18 protein-coding genes are annotated in these 16,809 nt (G+C 63.8%); 12 read left to right on the top strand and 6 right to left on the bottom strand.

Going from position 1 to position 16,809, the window contains the following annotated elements:
• From LOKO_RS06790 to LOKO_RS06775, 4 genes are all read left to right on the top strand, one after another.
• Nucleotides 1-1,179, top strand: a complete 1,179-nt coding sequence (locus LOKO_RS06790; RefSeq protein WP_066446737.1) for a vWA domain-containing protein — start codon at nt 1-3, stop codon at nt 1,177-1,179.
• A gap of 113 nt (nt 1,180-1,292) precedes the next feature.
• A complete protein-coding gene (locus LOKO_RS06785) occupies nt 1,293-1,940 on the top strand; it encodes a hypothetical protein (protein WP_066446734.1) in 648 nt (215 codons plus the stop codon).
• Nucleotides 1,937-2,695 (top strand): DUF3307 domain-containing protein, encoded by a 759-nt coding sequence (locus LOKO_RS06780; RefSeq protein WP_066446728.1) that lies wholly within the window; start codon nt 1,937-1,939, stop codon nt 2,693-2,695. Before LOKO_RS06785 ends, LOKO_RS06780 begins: the two co-directional genes overlap by 4 nt.
• Before the next feature lie 3 nt (nt 2,696-2,698).
• Entirely contained in the window at nt 2,699-3,616 is a 918-nt protein-coding gene (locus tag LOKO_RS06775) for an N-acetylmuramoyl-L-alanine amidase (RefSeq protein WP_066446725.1), read from the top strand.
• Nucleotides 3,617-3,676: 60 nt separating this feature from the next.
• Here the strand turns inward: LOKO_RS06775 and LOKO_RS06770 are convergent, their stop codons facing one another.
• Nucleotides 3,677-4,123: a hypothetical protein gene (locus tag LOKO_RS06770; protein WP_066446723.1), complete on the bottom strand. Its 447-nt coding sequence runs from the start codon at nt 4,121-4,123 to the stop codon at nt 3,677-3,679.
• A 130-nt stretch (nt 4,124-4,253) separates the two neighbouring features.
• Between LOKO_RS06770 and LOKO_RS06765 the strand changes: the two genes are divergently transcribed.
• The 7 genes from LOKO_RS06765 to LOKO_RS06735 all read left to right on the top strand — a co-directional run bounded on the left by LOKO_RS06765 (nt 4,254) and on the right by LOKO_RS06735 (nt 11,962).
• Nucleotides 4,254-4,847: a GNAT family N-acetyltransferase gene (locus LOKO_RS06765; protein WP_066446721.1), complete on the top strand. Its 594-nt coding sequence runs from the start codon at nt 4,254-4,256 to the stop codon at nt 4,845-4,847.
• 241 nt (nt 4,848-5,088) lie between these two features.
• Nucleotides 5,089-6,810 (top strand): proline--tRNA ligase, encoded by a 1,722-nt coding sequence (locus LOKO_RS06760; protein ID WP_066446718.1) that lies wholly within the window; start codon nt 5,089-5,091, stop codon nt 6,808-6,810.
• A gap of 3 nt (nt 6,811-6,813) precedes the next feature.
• Entirely contained in the window at nt 6,814-7,488 is a 675-nt protein-coding gene (locus LOKO_RS19280) for a lytic transglycosylase domain-containing protein (RefSeq protein ID WP_417935383.1), read from the top strand.
• 88 nt (nt 7,489-7,576) lie between these two features.
• The gene (locus tag LOKO_RS06750; protein ID WP_066446716.1) at nt 7,577-8,254 is read left to right on the top strand and encodes a Cupredoxin; all 678 of its coding nucleotides are present in this window, start codon (nt 7,577-7,579) and stop codon (nt 8,252-8,254) included.
• Nucleotides 8,255-8,263: 9 nt separating this feature from the next.
• Nucleotides 8,264-10,606 (top strand): bifunctional diguanylate cyclase/phosphodiesterase, encoded by a 2,343-nt coding sequence (locus LOKO_RS06745; protein WP_066446712.1) that lies wholly within the window; start codon nt 8,264-8,266, stop codon nt 10,604-10,606.
• Nucleotides 10,603-11,463, top strand: coding sequence for a DUF3034 family protein (locus LOKO_RS06740; RefSeq protein ID WP_066446709.1), 861 nt, complete (start codon nt 10,603-10,605; stop codon nt 11,461-11,463). The genes LOKO_RS06745 and LOKO_RS06740 overlap by 4 nt, the downstream gene beginning before the upstream one ends.
• 52 nt (nt 11,464-11,515) lie before the next feature.
• Nucleotides 11,516-11,962 carry a group 1 truncated hemoglobin gene (locus LOKO_RS06735; protein WP_066446706.1) on the top strand — a complete coding sequence of 149 codons (447 nt, stop codon included), beginning with the start codon at nt 11,516-11,518 and terminating at the stop codon, nt 11,960-11,962.
• 76 nt (nt 11,963-12,038) lie between these two features.
• On the opposite strand, the gene LOKO_RS06730 is transcribed toward LOKO_RS06735, so the two are convergent.
• From LOKO_RS06730 to rfaH, 5 genes are all read right to left on the bottom strand, one after another.
• On the bottom strand, nt 12,039-13,133 hold the full coding sequence (locus tag LOKO_RS06730; RefSeq protein ID WP_066446704.1) for a GGDEF domain-containing protein: 1,095 nt from the start codon (nt 13,131-13,133) through the stop codon (nt 12,039-12,041).
• Between the two features lie 50 nt (nt 13,134-13,183).
• Nucleotides 13,184-13,666, bottom strand: a complete 483-nt coding sequence (locus tag LOKO_RS20120; RefSeq protein ID WP_235588959.1) for a hypothetical protein — start codon at nt 13,664-13,666, stop codon at nt 13,184-13,186.
• A 183-nt stretch (nt 13,667-13,849) separates the two neighbouring features.
• On the bottom strand, nt 13,850-13,966 hold the full coding sequence (gene ccoM / locus LOKO_RS20490; RefSeq protein ID WP_305038517.1) for a cytochrome c oxidase subunit CcoM: 117 nt from the start codon (nt 13,964-13,966) through the stop codon (nt 13,850-13,852).
• Between the two features lie 146 nt (nt 13,967-14,112).
• Entirely contained in the window at nt 14,113-14,619 is a 507-nt protein-coding gene (locus tag LOKO_RS06720; protein ID WP_066446703.1) for an FKBP-type peptidyl-prolyl cis-trans isomerase, read from the bottom strand.
• Between the two features lie 35 nt (nt 14,620-14,654).
• The gene (rfaH, locus tag LOKO_RS06715; protein ID WP_066446700.1) at nt 14,655-15,194 is read right to left on the bottom strand and encodes a transcription/translation regulatory transformer protein RfaH; all 540 of its coding nucleotides are present in this window, start codon (nt 15,192-15,194) and stop codon (nt 14,655-14,657) included.
• Between the two features lie 166 nt (nt 15,195-15,360).
• Here rfaH and LOKO_RS06710 point away from each other — a divergent pair, with 166 nt between their 5' ends.
• A complete protein-coding gene (locus tag LOKO_RS06710) occupies nt 15,361-16,728 on the top strand; it encodes an AmpG family muropeptide MFS transporter (RefSeq protein WP_066446698.1) in 1,368 nt (455 codons plus the stop codon).
• The last annotated feature ends 81 nt before the right edge of the window (nt 16,729-16,809 follow it).

Here is a 16,809-nt window from a genome sequence, read left to right as displayed (position 1 = left end):
ATGTTCATCGGCCTGTTCGAGACCCTGAAGCGTGCCGGTGTGCCGGTCTCGCTGCGCGAGCTGCTCGACCTTCACGCCGTGGTCGAACATGGCGTGGTGTTCGCCGACATGGAGGCGTTCTACCAGGTGGCGCGCACCGTGATGGTCAAGGACGAGCGGCACTTCGACCGCTTCGATCGCGCCTTTTCCGCCTGGTTCGAGGGGCTCGAGAGCCTCGACGCCGCCATCGAGGCGCTGATTCCCGACGACTGGCTGCGTCGCGAGTTCGAGAAGCAGCTCTCCGAGGAGGAGAAGGCGCAGATCGAGTCCCTGGGCGGGCTCGAGGAGCTGATCGAGACCTTCAAGAAGCGTCTCGAGGAGCAGAAGGAGCGCCACGCCGGCGGCAACAAATGGATCGGCACCGGCGGCACCAGCCCCTTCGGCGCCTACGGCTACAACCCCGAGGGCATCCGCATCGGCCAGGAGGGGTCGCGCCATCGCCGGGCGATCAAGGTATGGGACGAACGCCGCTTCCGCGACTACGACGATTCGCTCGAGCTGGGCACCCGCAACATCAAGATGGCACTGCGCCGGCTGCGCAAGTTCGCCCGCCAGGGTGCGGCGGAGGAGTTCGACGTCGACGCCACCATCCGCGACACTGCACGAGACGCCGGCCTGCTCAACGTGCGCATGCGTCCAGAACGCCACAACGCGGTGAAGGTACTGCTGTTCCTCGACGTGGGCGGGTCCATGGACGACCACATCCGCGTCTGCGAGGAGCTGTTCTCCGCCGCCCGCTCCGAGTTCAAGCACCTGGAGCATTATTATTTCCATAACTGCGTGTACGAAGGGGTCTGGCGCAACAACCATCGCCGCACCAGTGAACGCATTCCCACCATGGACGTATTGCACACCTACGGCAGCGACTATCAGGTGGTGATCGTCGGCGATGCCGCCATGTCGCCCTATGAAGTGACTCACCCTGGTGGCAGCGTGGAGCACTTCAACGACGAGGCCGGCGGCGTGTGGCTCAAGCGGCTGGCCGCCAAGTTCCCTCGGCTGGCCTGGCTCAACCCCATGCCGCCCCGGGCCTGGGAGTACACTCAATCCACCCAGTTGATCCGCCAGTTGCTCGACGACCGCATGTACCCGATGACGCTGGAAGGACTGGAAAACGCCATGCGCGAGCTGGCTCGCTGAGCAGCAATAGCCCCACAGGGCGATAACGCGCAAATATAGCCCTTAAGGGTTATTTAATTGCCAAATAGCCTTTTTCGGCTATGATGAAGTCGACCCTCCCTGGAGCGCTTGCCATGACCCAGCGAATCGCCGTGCTGACCGGCGATGTGATCGACTCACGCAAGATCCAAGATCGTCAGCGGCTCTATGCACTGCTGGACAAAAACCTGGCCGGACTGGCCGCCCGGCATGGCGGACGCAGCGAACGCTTCCGCGGCGATGGCTTCCAGCTGGCCCTGCCCGGGGCCGCAGCCGCCATGGAGGTGGCTATTGCCATGCGCGCGGCGCTGATCGAGCAGTCCGAGACCGACCAGCGCTGGGACGCCCGCATTGCGGTGGCGGTAGGGCCGGCAAGCTGGCCGGGAAACGGCCGGCTTGCCACGGCGGATAGCGAGCCCTTCGTGCGCTCCGGCCACGATCTGGATGCCTTGAGCGAGGGCAGCTCGCACCTGTCGCTGTCACTGCTCGACGAAACGGACGACGGTAGCCTGGCCCTGTTGACGCGCTATCTGGATGACATGGTGGCAAGCTGGTCGCGCTACTCGGCGGAGGTGGTCAGGCTCAGCCTGGAGAGTGAGTCCTCCCAGCAGGCCATGGCCGATCACCTGGGCATACGCCAGCCCAGCGTACACAAGCGGCTGCGCGCCGCCCGCTGGCCGCTGCTGGCCGATACCCTGGCCTACCTGAGCGAGCGACTGGCGGAAAAGGATAAACGCCGATGAACCCCAACGATCTGTCCCTGCTGATGGGGCTGGTGCTGGCCCACCTCGTCGGCGACTTCCTGCTGCAACCGCGCCACTGGGTCGACGAGCGGATGCGTCGCCTGCACCGCTCGCACCACCTGCTCTACCACGTGCTGGTTCACGCCGGGCTGACCGCCCTGGTGCTGATGATCGCATCCTGGCTGCTGCCGGGCTCCCCGGGCTCGCTGGGCGTGTTCGCCGGTGCCGCGGCGGTGGCCCCCAGCCACTGGCTGATCGATCTGGGCAAGGCGAAGCTGCCAGCCGGCCGGCTGCGCTGGTTCCTGCTCGACCAACTGCTGCACCTGCTGGTGCTGTGCGCGGTGTGGCTGGTCTGGCTCGACAGCCTGGCCCCACTCGAAGCGCTCGGTGCCTGGCTGCTCACGCCGACGGTGCTGGGCGTCGCCACCGCCTACCTGCTCGTGACGCGGCCCTTCTCGTTCGCCATCGCCATGCTGATGAAGCGCTGGAGCAGCCAGCTCGAGGATACCGGCACCCTGGCCCGGGCCGGTGCCCGCATCGGCATGCTGGAACGCCTGCTGGTGCTTTCCCTGGTGCTGCTCGACCAGCTTACCGCGGTGGGATTCCTGCTCGCCGCCAAGTCGGTGCTACGCTACGGCGACCTGCGCGAATCGAAGGATCGCAAGCTGACCGAGTATGTGCTGCTGGGTACCCTGGTAAGCGTGGCCTCGACCCTGGTGCTGGGACTGACGCTAAGACTGCTGCTGGAGAGCTGAACCATGTGGCGCAAGCGCGTTGCCATTGCCTCCCTGTCCCTGCTGCTCGCCGCCTGTGCGGGATCGGGGTTAGGGCCGGAAACAGGATCCCTGGAGCCACGCCCCGGCTATGTGGTGGACCACACCCATGTAGCACCTTCCCACAACAGCCGGGTACGGCACCTGGTGATGCACTACACCGATGTGGACGAAGCGGAGTCGCTCGCCGTGCTCACCGGCCCTCGGGTCAGCAGCCACTACTTGCTGCCGCTACCGGCACGGGAGCATCGCGGCCAGCCGCTGGTCTACCAGCTCGTCGACGAGGAGCGCCGCGCCTGGCACGCCGGGGCCAGCGCCTGGAAGCGCCGCACCAATATCAACGATACGTCCGTCGGCATCGAGATCGTCAACACCGGCCCCGATCGCCCCTACGCCGAGGTGGAGCGGCTGCTGGAGCAGCATCCCGAGGCGGTGGTGGAGATCGGTTGGGCACCCTACCCCGAGGCACAGATCCAGGCGCTGATCGCCCTGTCGCGGGATATCATCGAGCGACACAATATCCATCCCACCGACGTGGTGGCCCACTCAGATATCTCGCCGACGCGCAAGATCGACCCGGGCCCGGCGTTTCCCTGGCATGCCCTTTACGAAGCGGGTGTCGGCGTATGGCCCGAAGAGGCCACCGTGGCACGCTATCGCGACCGCTTCGACCAGGCGCTGCCCGAGCTCTCCACGCTGCAGGCGGCGCTCCAGGCCTGGGGCTATCCGCTGGTGGTAAGCGACGAACTGGATTCACAGACTCGCGCGGTACTTCGCGCCTTTCAGATGCGCTTTCGTCCTGACGACTATCGTGGCCGGCCCGACGCCGAGACCGCCGCGATCCTCTGGGCACTTCTGGCACGCTATCGACCCGATGAACTCACAGCGCTGGAGCCCCGATAGCAAAACGCCACCCCTTGGGGTGGCGTTTCAGGCATGACGCTGTTGGCACGAGGCCGCCCGTTACATGGTAGCCAGGCGCTCACTGTCGTTGATGCCGGACATGCGCACCAGGGCCAGGGCCTCGTCGAGTGAATCGACCTCCTCGACTAGGAGCAGCTCGCTATCCAGGCTGACCCTCTTGCCGGTCTTCTCGGAAAGCAGCTGCTCCAGGGCGGCGACATCCATGTTCTCGTCGAGCGGCATCGCATCCACACCGGCGGTCTGGGTACCTGGCAGATAGATGGTGCCGTTGGAGAAGTCCACCGCGTAGGCAATTACCCCGGGCAGGATAAAGAACAAAAGGCCCACGCCATTGGCGATGGCCACCACGGGGTCGATGCGCCCGTCCAACTGCCCCTTTCGTTCGGGATGGAAAAGGGTGCCGCAGCCTGACAGCGCCGTGATGGTAATACCGACCACCAGGCCGTTCAGGGTACGACGAAGCCTGGGCTTAATGGCTGGGCTCATGACAGGGTCTCCGGAAAGGGATGTCATCGATGCTGTGGCATTGCTGGACAAGGCACCGAGAGTCAGAATCGAAGCGAGTCTACCATAGCCGTTCTTCATACAAGCGTTTAGCATTTTCACGGAGGCACCCATGGCCGAGATCACCATCAGTACCTGCCAGGGGAGCGCCATCACGCCCCACCTCGACGACCTGGCCCGGTTGAGGATTCGCGTCTTCCGCGACTTTCCCTACCTCTACGACGGCGACCTCACCTATGAGGCCGACTACCTGCGCCGCTATGCGGAGTGCCCCGAGAGCCTGTTCGTGCTGGCCTTCGAGGCCAACGCCCTGGTGGGCGCGTCCACCGGCATGCCGCTGGCCGCCGACATGGCGGAATTCCGCGCGCCCTTCGAGCGGGCCGGCTTCGATATCGGCAGCGTGTTCTACTATGGCGAGTCGGTGCTATTGTCGAACTACCGTGGCCGCGGCATCGGCAAGGCCTTCATGGAGGCCCGGGAACGGCATGCCGCCGAGCGTGGCTTCTCGACCGTGGCCTTCTGTGCCGTGGAGCGCCCCGACGACCACCCGCTGAAACCCGAAGGCTACGTGCCGCTGCACGGCTTCTGGCGCTCGCGGGGCTACGAGCGCCACCCCGAGCTCGCCACCACCTTCCACTGGAAGGAGGTCGGCGAGCCCGAGGAGACCGACAAGCCGATGGTGTTCTGGCTGAAGTCGTTGGCATGATATTCGCCCGGAGCTGATCCGACGACAGGCCTGCGAGGAGGCGCTGTGAACCCCTCCCTGGGCGCTACATTTGCCATCCATGGCAAATGACCTCCTCTTCGGCCTGTCCTCGGCGCTCCTCGCCTGTTCACCAGCTCACTCTTTTGCCGCCGCTACCCGTTGCCCGTACAATGCCCCGAACGCCGCTCGTCGCGGCACGCCGACTCATGTCAAGCCCATGCTGGAAGGAAACGCCGGACCCATGCGCGCCACCCAACTGTTGATCGCCACCCTGAAGGAAACACCCGCCGACGCCGAAGTGATCAGCCACCAGCTGATGCTGCGCGCCGGCATGATCCGCCGCCTCACTTCCGGCCTCTATACGTGGCTGCCGGTCGGTCTGCGCACGCTGCGCAAGGTGGAGCGAATCGTGCGCGAGGAGATGGACCGCGCCGGTGCCCAGGAGGTGCTGATGCCGGCGGTGCAGCCCGCTGAGCTGTGGCAGGAGTCCGGCCGCTGGGAACAGTACGGCCCCGAGCTGCTGCGCCTGAAGGACCGCCATGAGCGCGACTACTGCGTCGGCCCCACCCATGAAGAGGTGATCACCGATCTGATGCGCCGCGAGCTGGCAAGCTACAAGCAGCTGCCGGCCAACTTCTACCAGATCCAGACCAAGTTTCGCGACGAGATCCGCCCGCGTTTCGGGGTGATGCGCTCCCGCGAGTTCATCATGAAGGACGCCTACTCCTTCCATATCGACCAGGCCTCCCTGAAGGAGACCTACCAGGCGATGTACGATGCCTATGTGCGCATCTTCACCCGCCTGGGCCTGGACTTCCGTCCCGTACTGGCCGATACCGGCGCCATCGGCGGCACCGACTCCCACGAGTTCCATGTGCTGGCCGACTCCGGGGAGGACGCCATCGTCTTCTCCAACGAGTCCGACTACGCCGCCAATATCGAGAAGGCCGAAGCCCTGCCGGCGCCGCTGGGGATGACACCGGAGCGTCCGGCACCGCAGGAAGAGCTGCGGCTGGTTGATACACCGAATGCCAGAACCATCGCCGCCCTGGTGGAGCAGCACGGCCTGCCCATCGAGAAGACCATCAAGACGCTGATGGTGCGTGCCGCCGAGGGCGGCCTGATCGCCCTGCTGGTGCGTGGCGACCATGAGCTCAACGAGATCAAGGCGGAGAACCTGCCCGAGGTGGCCGAGCCGCTGACCATGGCCACGGAGGAGGAGATCCGTGCCGTGGTAGGTGCCGGTCCTGGCTCGCTCGGCCCGGTGAATCTCGACATGCCGATCATCATCGACCGCAGCGTGGCGCTGATGAGCGACTTCGGCGCCGGCGCCAACGTCGATGGCAAGCACTACTTCGGCATCAACTGGGAGCGTGATGCGCCCTTGCCCAAGGTTGCCGACCTGCGCAACGTGGTCGAGGGCGACCCCTCGCCGGATGGCAAGGGCACGCTCTCCATCAAGCGCGGCATCGAGGTGGGTCACGTCTTCCAGTTGGGGAAGAAGTACTCCGAAGCCATGAACGCCACGGTGCTCGACGACTCTGGCCGCGCCGCCCACCCCTGGATGGGCTGCTACGGCATCGGCGTGACCCGCGTGGTGGCCGCTGCCATCGAACAGAATCATGACGACGGCGGCATCATCTGGCCCGATGCCATCGCTCCCTTCCACATTGCCCTGGTGCCGATGAACGCACATAAGTCGCAGCGGGTTCGCGATGAGTCCGAGCGTCTCTATGCCGAACTCACCGCCGCCGGCTTCGACGTGCTGCTGGACGATCGCGACCTGCGCCCGGGCGTGAAGTTCGCCGACCAGGAGCTGACCGGCATCCCCCACCGCCTGGTGGTGGGCGACCGGGGCCTGGACAAGGGCGAGCTGGAGTACAAGGGCCGTCGCGACAGTGAAGCGACCATGGTGCCGGCAGACAGCATCCTCTCGTTTCTCCGCGAGCGGATTGAAGGCTAGGACATGCCGCCATTCGCCGCCTGGCTGATGCTCGGGTTGATCTCCCTGCCGCTGTCAGGCGGCGCCCAGGCAAATGAGGGTGCCGACGCCAATGAGCCAGGGTTCATCGGCGCCCTCTCCACGAACAGCCCACCATCAACTAACCAGCCGACGGAGCCCCGGGTCCAGGTGCTGCCGGACATTCCCCCCTCGCTGCGGGCGACCCTCGACGCAGTCACCACGGCGGAGCTGCCGGCGGAGTCGGTATGGGCGGCACGCCAGTGGATGAACACGATGGAGCCGCGCCTGGCCCGCTACGTCTCGGACGCCGAACTGCGTAAGGAGATGCTCGGGCGCATCTATCACGAGTCTCGCCTGGCAGGCCTGTCGCCGGAAATCGTGCTGGCGGTGATCCAGGTGGAAAGCGCCTTTCGCGCCGACGCCGTCTCCTCGGCCGGTGCCGTGGGGCTGATGCAGATCATGCCCTTCTGGATTCGCGAACTCGGCCGACCGGCGGATGAGCTCAAGGACCCCTGGCTCAACCTGCGCTACGGCAGCACCATCCTCGCCCACTACCTGGCCGTGGAGCGCGGCGATCTCACCAGGGCGCTTGCCCGCTACAACGGCAGCCTGGGCCAGACCTGGTATCCTGAGCGAGTGATGGCCGCATGGCGCAGCCACTGGTGGATCGCTCCCTGAACCTGAGCCCCTGTTCAAGCTTCCAGGCGTATCTGCCGATATGGGATAGGCAACATGCCCCGACGATTCTCAGCCATTGGAGCCCTCCATGACCCACCCGTGCGGCATACTCGCCAGGGCCGCCTGGCTGTTTCTTTGCCTGGGACTGCTGGCCCCGGCCGCACAGGCCACCCGCATCGTCATCATCGATGCGAACAGCGGTGACCCGCTTGAGAATGCCGTGGTCGAGATCCAGACCGGTACTGCGGAGCCGACGCAGTCTGCCGAGGTCATGCAGCGTGACGCGGCCTTCCACCCCCACGTTTCGGTCATTCCTACCGACAGCGCAGTGAGCTTTCCCAACCGCGACACCACCCGGCATCACGTCTACTCATTTTCCCCGGCAAAGGTCTTCGACCTTGAGCTCTATCTGCAGGAGACACCGCCTCCGGTGCATTTCGATCGTACCGGTGTCGTGGTGTTGGGCTGCAACATTCATGATCAGATGCAGGCCTTCATCGTCGTCAGCGATGCCCTGCATGTCGCCGTCACCGCCGACGATGGCGTGGCCGAGTTCGATGGTTTGCCCACAGGCAGCCACGATGTGCGCGTCTGGCATCCTCAGCTATCGGATACCCACCAGCACTGGTGGGAAGGCAGCGTGGAGGTCGGTCAGTCACTGACGGTGTCGCTGTCGCTCGAGGGAACGCCGCCACCGCCAGAGACGCTTTCCCCCCTGCAGCAGCGCTTCCGCGATGCCGCCCAACAGCATGCCGAGCAGAACTGAGATGGCGATATGACATTCCGCTTGCGCCTATTGGTGGTCATGCTGCTGGTTGTGGTGGTGTCACAGCTGGTCACCGGCGGTGCACTCCTGCGCGCGATCTCCCAGGATGCGCTGGAAAAAGGGAATCGCGACCTGGGCGTCGGGCTCCGCGTCCTCGAGCAGGTACTCGACGAGCGCGGCCGATTCCTGCAAGGCAACGTCGAGATCCTCGCCAATGACTTCGGCTTCAAGAGTGCTGTCGCCACCCGGGACACCGGCACGCTGCAGTCGGTGCTCGCCAATCACGGCGATCGCGCCGGTGCCGACATGGTATTGCTCGGCGACCTCGACGGCACACTGCTGGCAAGCAGCCACCACCCCCAGGGAACGGCAATGCCCTTCCCCACGCTTTGGGAGCAGGCGCGGGAGACGGGTGCAGCCGTCGAGGTCGTCATTCAGGAGGGTAAGCCCTACGAGTTCGTGTTGTTGCCAGTACGTGCTCCCAACCTGATCGGTTGGGTCGGCATGGGTTTCAAGATCGACCAGGCACTGGCCAGCGAGATCCACGCCCTGACCCGATTGGACATCAGCTTCATCACCCATCGGAATAGCAGCGATGGGCCGGGGCACCGGGTTTCGTCGCGGGAGGACCTCGACGCCGCAGCCCTCCAACGACTCACCGCCGAGCTCGATTCCGGGCGCTTCCTTCAGACAAGCGCCTTCACCGAGGACGATCGCTACCTGACTCGCGCACAGCTCCTGCAAAGTGATGCCGGCAACCAAACCTATGCGGTCGTCCAGGCATCCCGCTCCAGCCTCCTCGGCGCCTATCGCGATCTGCAGTGGCAGTTGGGTGGCGTTATCGCCGTGATCCTGCTCTTAACGGCGGCCCTGGCGGCCTGGAGCGCAAGAAGCATGAGCCGCCCCTTGAGCGTACTGGCCGATGCCGCCAGGAATATCGGTCGGGGACAGAATCTGAAAAGCGTGGATGTAACCCCGCATGGCGAGATAGGCCTTCTGGCGGGTACGCTGCTCTCCATGCAGGAAGACATCCGCCAGCGCGAGCAGAGCCTGTTGCATCAGTCCCGCCATGACCGGCTTACCGGCCTGCCCAATCGCAGCTCGGCCCAGGATGATATCGAGGTTCTGATCCGCCAGCAGACCCGGTTCAGCCTGCTACGCATGGAGATACTCGATTTTCGGCGCATCAATGACACCTTTGGCTACGCCCTTGGCGATCGCGTGCTGATCACCCTGGCCCAGCGGCTCAGAGACCTCCCTTCCCCCGTGCGCAACGCCTACCGCCTCGGTACGGACGAGTTCCTGCTGGTGGTCGATGTCTCGGCATGCGATGACCGCTGGGTCGAGTCACTTCTGGCAGGGCTCTCGCAACCCATCGACCTCAATGGATCGCCAATCCATCCGGACCTGCTCGTTGGCGAAGCGAATTACCCTGACCATGGCAACGACGTCAACCTGCTGCTGCGCCGGGCCGATATCGCCCTGCATGCGGCGAGTGCTCGACACCAAAGCCATCAACGCTACCTCGAGGGCCAGGACGAGGAGCACCTGCGCCAGCTGACTCTGATCCGCGACCTGCAGAGCGCCGTGACCTGCGATCAGCTGCACATGGTCTACCAGCCCAAGATCGATGCCCGTAGCGGTGAGGTGGTGGAATTCGAGGCCTTGATGCGCTGGCAGCACCCCTCCCTCGGTTTTATTCCTCCCGATGAGTTCATCACCCTGGCCGAGCGCTCCGGCAACATACGGCCATTGAGCCGCTGGATGTTCAACGCCGTATGCAGCCAGCTTGCCGCCTGGCAGCGCCAGGGACAGCGTCTCTCCGTGGCGATCAACCTCTCCGCCGCGGACCTCGGCGATGCCGACCTGGTCGCCCTGCTGCTCAACCACCTGCGCCACCATGGCCTGCAAGCCGACCAGCTGGCACTCGAGATCACCGAGAGCGCCGTCATGGAGGACGCGACCCTGGCCAGCCACTCACTCAACCGCCTGCGGCAGGCGGGCCTGACAATATCCGTAGACGACTTCGGCACTGGCTACTCTTCGCTGGCACAGCTCAAACGGCTGCCGGTTGGCGAACTCAAGATCGACAAGTCCTTCATCCTCCAGCTCGACAGTGAAGATGATGACGCCACGATCGTGCGCTCCACCATCGAAATGGGCCATAGCCTGGGGCTACGCATCGTGGCCGAAGGGGTCGAGAATGCCGCCAGCGCGGGGCTTCTGAAGGAGTACGGTTGTGACTTCCTGCAGGGGTATTGGATCGCTCGCCCCCTGCCCGCCGACAGCGTGATCGAATGGCTGGGTGGCAATAACCCATTCCCCCTCTCCGCGATAAGGCATGCCAAATGACGACTTGCCGCTCCGTCCTGCCGGCATGGATGCTGGCCAGCGTACTGCTCGCCCTGTATCTGATCACCGGCCCCGCCCTCGCCGGTAGCCGCCTGCTCGCCACCGGCGGCGTCAGCCAGATCGAAGGAGCCGCCGGTGGCGGCCTGTCGCCATGGGGTGTCCTGGCGGGCAACGCCAGCGAGGGCGAACTGGCCGCGACCGCCTTCGCCAGCGTCGCACCACTGAGGGACTATCGACTGACGGTGGGCGGTGTTGCCCTCAATCTGCATGACCGCCTGGAACTCAGTCTTGCTCGCCAGCGCCTTGACCTGGACACGCTGGGCGGTCGCCTCGAGCAGCAGGTCGCGGGCGCCAAGTTGCGGCTGGTCGGCGACCTGATCTACCACCCCTGGGGGATATGGAGCCTGGGCGTGCAACATAAGCAACTGGAGGACGGCACCCTGCCATTGGCAGTGGGCGCCACCAGCACGCGGGGAAGCGACATCTACCTGAGCGGCAGCAAGCTGTTGCTTGCCGCCGTCGCCGAGCGAAACCTGCTGCTCAACCTAACCCTGCGCTCGACGTCTGCCAACCAGGGTGGCCTGCTGGGGTTTGGGGGCGATAGGGAGGGGGGACGCTCACTGGTAGCGGAAGGCGCGGCCGGGATCTTCCTGACCCGGCGCTGGGTCGTCGGGGCGGAATATCGACAGATGCCCGACAACCTCTCCTTTGCCCGTGAAGACGATTGGCGCAGCCTCTACTCGGCCTACTTCTTCAGCCCCCACCTGTCGCTGACAGCTGCCGCACTGGACCTTGGGTCGATCGCCGGGCTCGATCGTCAGCGCGGCGGCTATCTATCGATACAGTTCGCCTTCTGAGCCCTATGGGTGCTGAATCATATTGGTGAAGAGTGTTCCTGGAGAAAAGCGCATGAAAGCCCTGTGGACGACAGCCCTTGCAATGGTGCTATTGCTGGGCGGCTGCGCTCAGCGCCCAGCCGAGCCCACACTTTACCAGCAGCTCGGTGGCAAGCCGGGGGTGGCCATGGTGGTCGAAAGCCTCATGTATCGCATCGCCGACGACCCACAGCTCATCGGCTTTTTCACCCACACCAATATCGACCACTTCGTCGCTTCGCTGGAAGAGCAGCTATGCGACCTGGCCGATGGCCCCTGCCACTACCAGGGCCCGCCCATGGATCGCGCGCATCAGCACATGGGCATCGACAACGCCGACTTCAACCGCCTGGTGGGCCATATGGAGCAGGCCATGATCGACGAGGGAATTGCTCTGGGGGCGCGTAACAGGCTGCTGAGGCGCCTGGCGCCATTACATGGTGAGATCATGCGTTATCAAACCCCGCCGCCGACCACCTGACGTACCGGCACACAGCCGGCGGGGCGAATGTTGCTCACGACGCGCGTTGGCTGGTGCCTGGCTGATTCCTTCAGCATCAGCTGCGTTCGAGCTTCAGGTCGCCGCTGTCAGCAACCACTTTCGCTTCTGCCACCTGCCACCCGTCACGTCCGCCGGCCTTGACCCGGTAGAGGGCCTGGTCCGCGGCGGCATAGCCGGCATCGAAACCCGCCTGGCCTGCAATAAAGCATGCCGCCCCCACGCTGAAGGTGACGGTGGGTGAACCGGGATGTGCAGGGTGCTCCAGCGCCGCCTCACGCAGCTCCTTCACCAATCTCTCGCAGTGCCCTGCCAGTACATCATCGTCGACACAGTCGATAAGGGCGGCGAATTCATCACCGCCCATGCGATAGAGTCGTGCCTGTCTACCCAACGTCTCATCGATGAGATGAGCCAGGTGTCGCAATAGCTTGTCCCCGTCAGGGTGCCCGAGGTGGTCGTTATACTGCTTGAAGAAGTCGATATCGATCAGAATCAGCCCCATGGGTTGACCCTTGCTGGCCAGCACATCCTGATGAAGTGCGCTACGATTGCCAACGCCTGTCAGCGGATCGCTGAGCGCACGAGCCATCCATTCCAGGCTTTCCCGGGTGGCACGTTCGGCGCTGCGCCGATGACGCTCATGCATCCACCAGAAAGCCAGGCCTAGCACGAAGATGACCACGCTGCCGATCAGGACCTGCCCCTGATGTCGGCGAGTGTCTTCAACGAAGGCTGCCGTGACGCTGCTACGCCGATCCAGTTGGTGCATTTCGATTTCGGTGAGACAGCGAATCGGGCTCAGCAGGCTGTGGCGTAGGTCTCCGGGCAGCAAGCTCTCTCCCGAGCGGAGCTTCACCTTCAGCTCATCGAGCGCCGCCAGGCTCGGTCGCGTACAGCTGTACTCGTTGCGATAGAGGCCTATGTCAAACAGGCTATAGGCCAGTTCCAGATGAAAATGCGCGCGATCCCTGCCGTCATCGTCTACCGGACTTGCAAGCAGGATATCCAGGCTCTCCTGAAGGTAGTCGCGGGAGCGAGTGGCAAGCTGCTGACCAGTCAGGTTACCGGCCTGACTGAAGTAGGCGTGTATTTCGGGATAGACCCAGCGGGTCTGGTAGGCGATCAGCAGCATCAAGAGCGTAAAGCTCATCAGGCTTAGCCAAAGCCACCCCAGATGCCGTCTCCAGCGAGGGGCTGGTATCACGGCACCGTCTCGATACGCTTGATCATCCAGACCCAGTCGTTGAAATTGCGCAGATTCGCAGGATCCCGGTCACCGTAGTCTCGCTCGACCAGTCGTATCGGCCCCCGGTCACGCAACGTCAGGGGCTCTCCGTTCTGGTGCGTGACGAGGATCCAGTTGTCATCGTCCCAGCCACCTAGAGCGACGTCATAGTCATCCCAGGCGTAAAAATGCAGGGTCTCCGGCACGCCACCGAGATGCGCTACCAGCAGATCGCGAAATATCAGGCCGCGTATCGCGACCTCGTCCGCCAGGTAGGGGTCGAAAAAGGTGAACTCGACATCGGCCTGCTCACGCAGGTCATCGACGGAGAGATGGATCTCCTCATCGTTGTGCTGCAACGTAATCTGGTCGGGACTGGCCGCGGCAACGGGGGTAGACAACAGCAGGGTTGCTGCCAGCCATGCCGCCAGACAGATGAAAGGTCGCGAAGATGTCATGGGTGGTCTCCGTCCTTCGGGTGGGGAACGCTTGTTTCTTGTTGTTACCGACAGTTGTTACGAATCGTTGTTACCGGATTTTGCCAGAGTGTATCATGCCGACATAAAAATGCCGGCCCTGACGGGCCGGCTACTGGGGGGATAAAATCCCCCCTCCCCTGACGACTTGCTGTGCAGCTTGGCTCAGTGCTTCTTCTTGCGACGATGGTCGCGAATCACGAAACCGACCCAACCTGCCATGAATGCGATCATCATTGCGACGGTGACCAAGCCGAAAATAACTGCGTCATCCCAGTACATGGTGTTCTCTCCCCCGTCTCCAATGCGATGAGTGAACTGTAGCGCGTCAACGCCGGGGGAAAACTGACCTGTATCAATTTTGTATCTGGCCGCCCTCGAGCATGGCGCCAAATTTGATGCAGGTCAGTTTTTGGCTGCCTTTGGGCTCAGGGTACCTTGCGATCCTCTACTTGAGAGGGGTCGACATCCGGCGGGAGGGGATGACCCTTGGCCAGTTCGGCACGATTGGCCTCGCGCACCGAAAGAACCTCGAGCCGGTAGTGCAGGGTGCGACCGGCCAGCGGATGGTTGGTATCGATCTTCACCGTGTCGCTGGCGACCTCCAGGATGGTAACGATCTGAGGGCCGTCATCACCCGGCGTCTGGAACCGCATTCCGGGAGTCAGGTCATCCATGGGAAAGGCGGCGCGGCTCACTTCCTGAACCAGCGCCTCGTTACGTAGCCCGTATGCCTCGGCAGGCATCAGGGTCACCGTGAGTTGTGCGCCCTCCTGCCGCCCTTCAAGAGCACGCTCCAGCCCGGCCATGATGTTGTCATGGCCATGCAGGTACTCGAGCGGTACCGCTCTGGCCCGCGAGTCATCGAGCACAGCGCCCTGCTCGTCACTCAGCACATAGTGCAGCGTAACGACACGTTGCGGGGCGATTGTCATGGCTTTCTCCTTCATTTATCTGGGCGTTTCCTGACTCAGTCCTGGGGGCGCAGCTGAGCCACGGGCAGTACCAGTCGCTGCTGGCGGTTCAGCAGATTGAGCAGGACGATGGCACGCTCCTCGCCTTTGTGGCTGGAAAAGACCGCCTGGAGATCCTTGAAGGGGCCCTCGGTGATCTCGACGATCTCGCCGGCGCGAAAATAGACGTTGGCGGTGGCATTCAGATCCCCGATCCCCTTCTCGCGCAGCGTGTCGACCAGGGCATCTTCTACCGGCAATGGCTTATCGCCGAATGTAACGATCTTAAGTACGCCGCGGGTGGAACGAATCGGACGCCAGTTGCTGGCAACGCGATCAAGGCGAATGAATAGATAGTGGGGAAACAGTGGTTCATTCAACCAGACCAGCTTCCCCCCCCGCTTCTTCTGCACCTCCAGCACTGGGTGAAAGAGGTCATAGCCCTGGTTCCCCAGATGCTCGGCGGCACGAAAGGACTCCCCTCCCTTGCACTGGATGACATACCAGCGCGGCAGGTCATCCTCGGCGGCGGCCGGTGGGCATGTGGAATCACTCATGAAGGGCTCCTGATCGAGATATCCTGCTGGTAACGCTGTCGGGGCTCTGCAACAATCGGACAGCCACTGCATGCCGCTCACCCCGCCGAGCGGTGGTCATTCTAACATTGTTAAGCGTTTTCGGGCGGCCCCCGGGGCTGCCGAGCCACAAGGAGCGGCATACCGCATGTCCATCCCTATCGCCCGTCGCAGCTGGCGTTCCGCCCTGGCCATCTATCTGCGTGCGCCGGTCATCACCATGCTCTTCCTGGGTTTCTCCGCCGGACTCCCTTTCCTGCTGGTTTTCTCGACGCTTTCCGCTTGGCTGCGCAGCGACGGGGTGGAAGTCGCCGCCATCGGCTTCTTCTCCTGGATCGGAATTCTCTACTCCATCAAGTTCTTCTGGGCGCCCATTGTCGACCGCCTGGCCCTGCCCGTGCTGACCCGCCGATTCGGCCAACGACGTGGCTGGATGCTGCTGGCCCAGGCCATGATCGCCGCCGGCCTCATCGGACTCGCCAGCCTTGACCCCAACCAGAACCTGATGCTGGTGGCCGCCTTCGCCCTGCTGGTGGCCTTCGGCTCGGCCACCCAGGATATCGCCATCGATGCCTTTCGCATCGAGTCCGCCCCGGACGATATCCAGGCGGCCATGGCGTCGACCTATATCATCGGCTATCGCGGCGGCCTGCTGGCCGCCGGCGCCGGCGCCCTCTACGTGGCGTCCTGGATCTCCCGGGAGGCCGCCTACCTGACCATGGCTGCTCTGGTGGGTATCGGTGTGATCACGGTACTGGTGCGCCCGGAGCCGGAGCGCCTTTCACTGACGACGCAACTGATCCATGAACCTCGGGTACGTGCCTTCATTCGCGCCAGCCGCGGCCAGCCGCGCCATCTGCGTCGCCTGGGAGCCTGGTTGATCGGCGCCGTGGTCTGCCCCTTCACCGACTTTCTCTCGCGTCACCGGCTCAAGGCGCTCTGGCTACTGGTGTTCATCGCGGTATTCCGAATCAGCGACCTGGCCATGGCCTCCATGGCCAATCCGCTCTATATCGACCTGGGCTTCTCGCTGGCCACCATAGCCAATGTGACCAACGTCTTCGGCATCGCCATGAGCATCAGCGGCGGTATCCTGGGCGGCCTGCTGGTAGCCCGCTACGGCATCGGGCCGATACTGGTGCTGGGCGCGGCAGCGGCCACGCTGACCAATCTGCTTTTCGCCGCCCTGGCTCTGGCCGGCCAGAGCCTGCCAATGCTGGTCATGGCCATCGTCGGTGACAACCTCGCCAACGGCCTGGCCAGTGCGGTCTTCATCGCCTTCCTTTCAAGCCTGACATCCCGGGCCTACACGGCGACCCAGTACGCACTGTTCTCTTCGCTGATGACACTGCCAGGCAAGTTCCTGAGCGGTTTTGGCGGTCTCGTAGTAGCGGCGGAGGGATACGCCACCTTCTTCGTCATCGCCACGGCCCTGGGCTTGCCGGCCATCGCACTGGCGATCTGGATAAGCCGCGACCCGGAGCTGGTACCGCGCCCCTCGGCCCCGGCAACCTGACATCGAGCGACCAGGCAACACAGCCTGGCCCGCTTGGGCAACGATAGTCTTTGAGACAATGCCAGTCTTGAGGCGAGGGGG

Origin of the sequence: Halomonas chromatireducens (assembly GCF_001545155.1) — a bacterium.
GTDB lineage: Bacteria > Pseudomonadota > Gammaproteobacteria > Pseudomonadales > Halomonadaceae > Halomonas > Halomonas chromatireducens.
The sequence above is the reverse complement of the archived record's forward strand: the minus strand, read 5'-3'. Positions and strand labels throughout refer to the sequence as shown.

Coding starts and splice junctions, on each gene's coding strand:
- LOKO_RS06790 (WP_066446737.1), top strand. CDS start 1: ATGTTCATCGGCCTGTTCGAGACCCTGAAGCGTGCCGGTGTGCCGGTC.
- LOKO_RS06785 (WP_066446734.1), top strand. CDS start 1,293: ATGACCCAGCGAATCGCCGTGCTGACCGGCGATGTGATCGACTCACGC.
- LOKO_RS06780 (WP_066446728.1), top strand. CDS start 1,937: ATGAACCCCAACGATCTGTCCCTGCTGATGGGGCTGGTGCTGGCCCAC.
- LOKO_RS06775 (WP_066446725.1), top strand. CDS start 2,699: ATGTGGCGCAAGCGCGTTGCCATTGCCTCCCTGTCCCTGCTGCTCGCC.
- LOKO_RS06770 (WP_066446723.1), bottom strand. CDS start 4,123: ATGAGCCCAGCCATTAAGCCCAGGCTTCGTCGTACCCTGAACGGCCTG.
- LOKO_RS06765 (WP_066446721.1), top strand. CDS start 4,254: ATGGCCGAGATCACCATCAGTACCTGCCAGGGGAGCGCCATCACGCCC.
- LOKO_RS06760 (WP_066446718.1), top strand. CDS start 5,089: ATGCGCGCCACCCAACTGTTGATCGCCACCCTGAAGGAAACACCCGCC.
- LOKO_RS19280 (WP_417935383.1), top strand. CDS start 6,814: ATGCCGCCATTCGCCGCCTGGCTGATGCTCGGGTTGATCTCCCTGCCG.
- LOKO_RS06750 (WP_066446716.1), top strand. CDS start 7,577: ATGACCCACCCGTGCGGCATACTCGCCAGGGCCGCCTGGCTGTTTCTT.
- LOKO_RS06745 (WP_066446712.1), top strand. CDS start 8,264: ATGACATTCCGCTTGCGCCTATTGGTGGTCATGCTGCTGGTTGTGGTG.
- LOKO_RS06740 (WP_066446709.1), top strand. CDS start 10,603: ATGACGACTTGCCGCTCCGTCCTGCCGGCATGGATGCTGGCCAGCGTA.
- LOKO_RS06735 (WP_066446706.1), top strand. CDS start 11,516: ATGAAAGCCCTGTGGACGACAGCCCTTGCAATGGTGCTATTGCTGGGC.
- LOKO_RS06730 (WP_066446704.1), bottom strand. CDS start 13,133: ATGAGCTTTACGCTCTTGATGCTGCTGATCGCCTACCAGACCCGCTGG.
- LOKO_RS20120 (WP_235588959.1), bottom strand. CDS start 13,666: ATGACATCTTCGCGACCTTTCATCTGTCTGGCGGCATGGCTGGCAGCA.
- ccoM (WP_305038517.1), bottom strand. CDS start 13,966: ATGTACTGGGATGACGCAGTTATTTTCGGCTTGGTCACCGTCGCAATG.
- LOKO_RS06720 (WP_066446703.1), bottom strand. CDS start 14,619: ATGACAATCGCCCCGCAACGTGTCGTTACGCTGCACTATGTGCTGAGT.
- rfaH (WP_066446700.1), bottom strand. CDS start 15,194: ATGAGTGATTCCACATGCCCACCGGCCGCCGCCGAGGATGACCTGCCG.
- LOKO_RS06710 (WP_066446698.1), top strand. CDS start 15,361: ATGTCCATCCCTATCGCCCGTCGCAGCTGGCGTTCCGCCCTGGCCATC.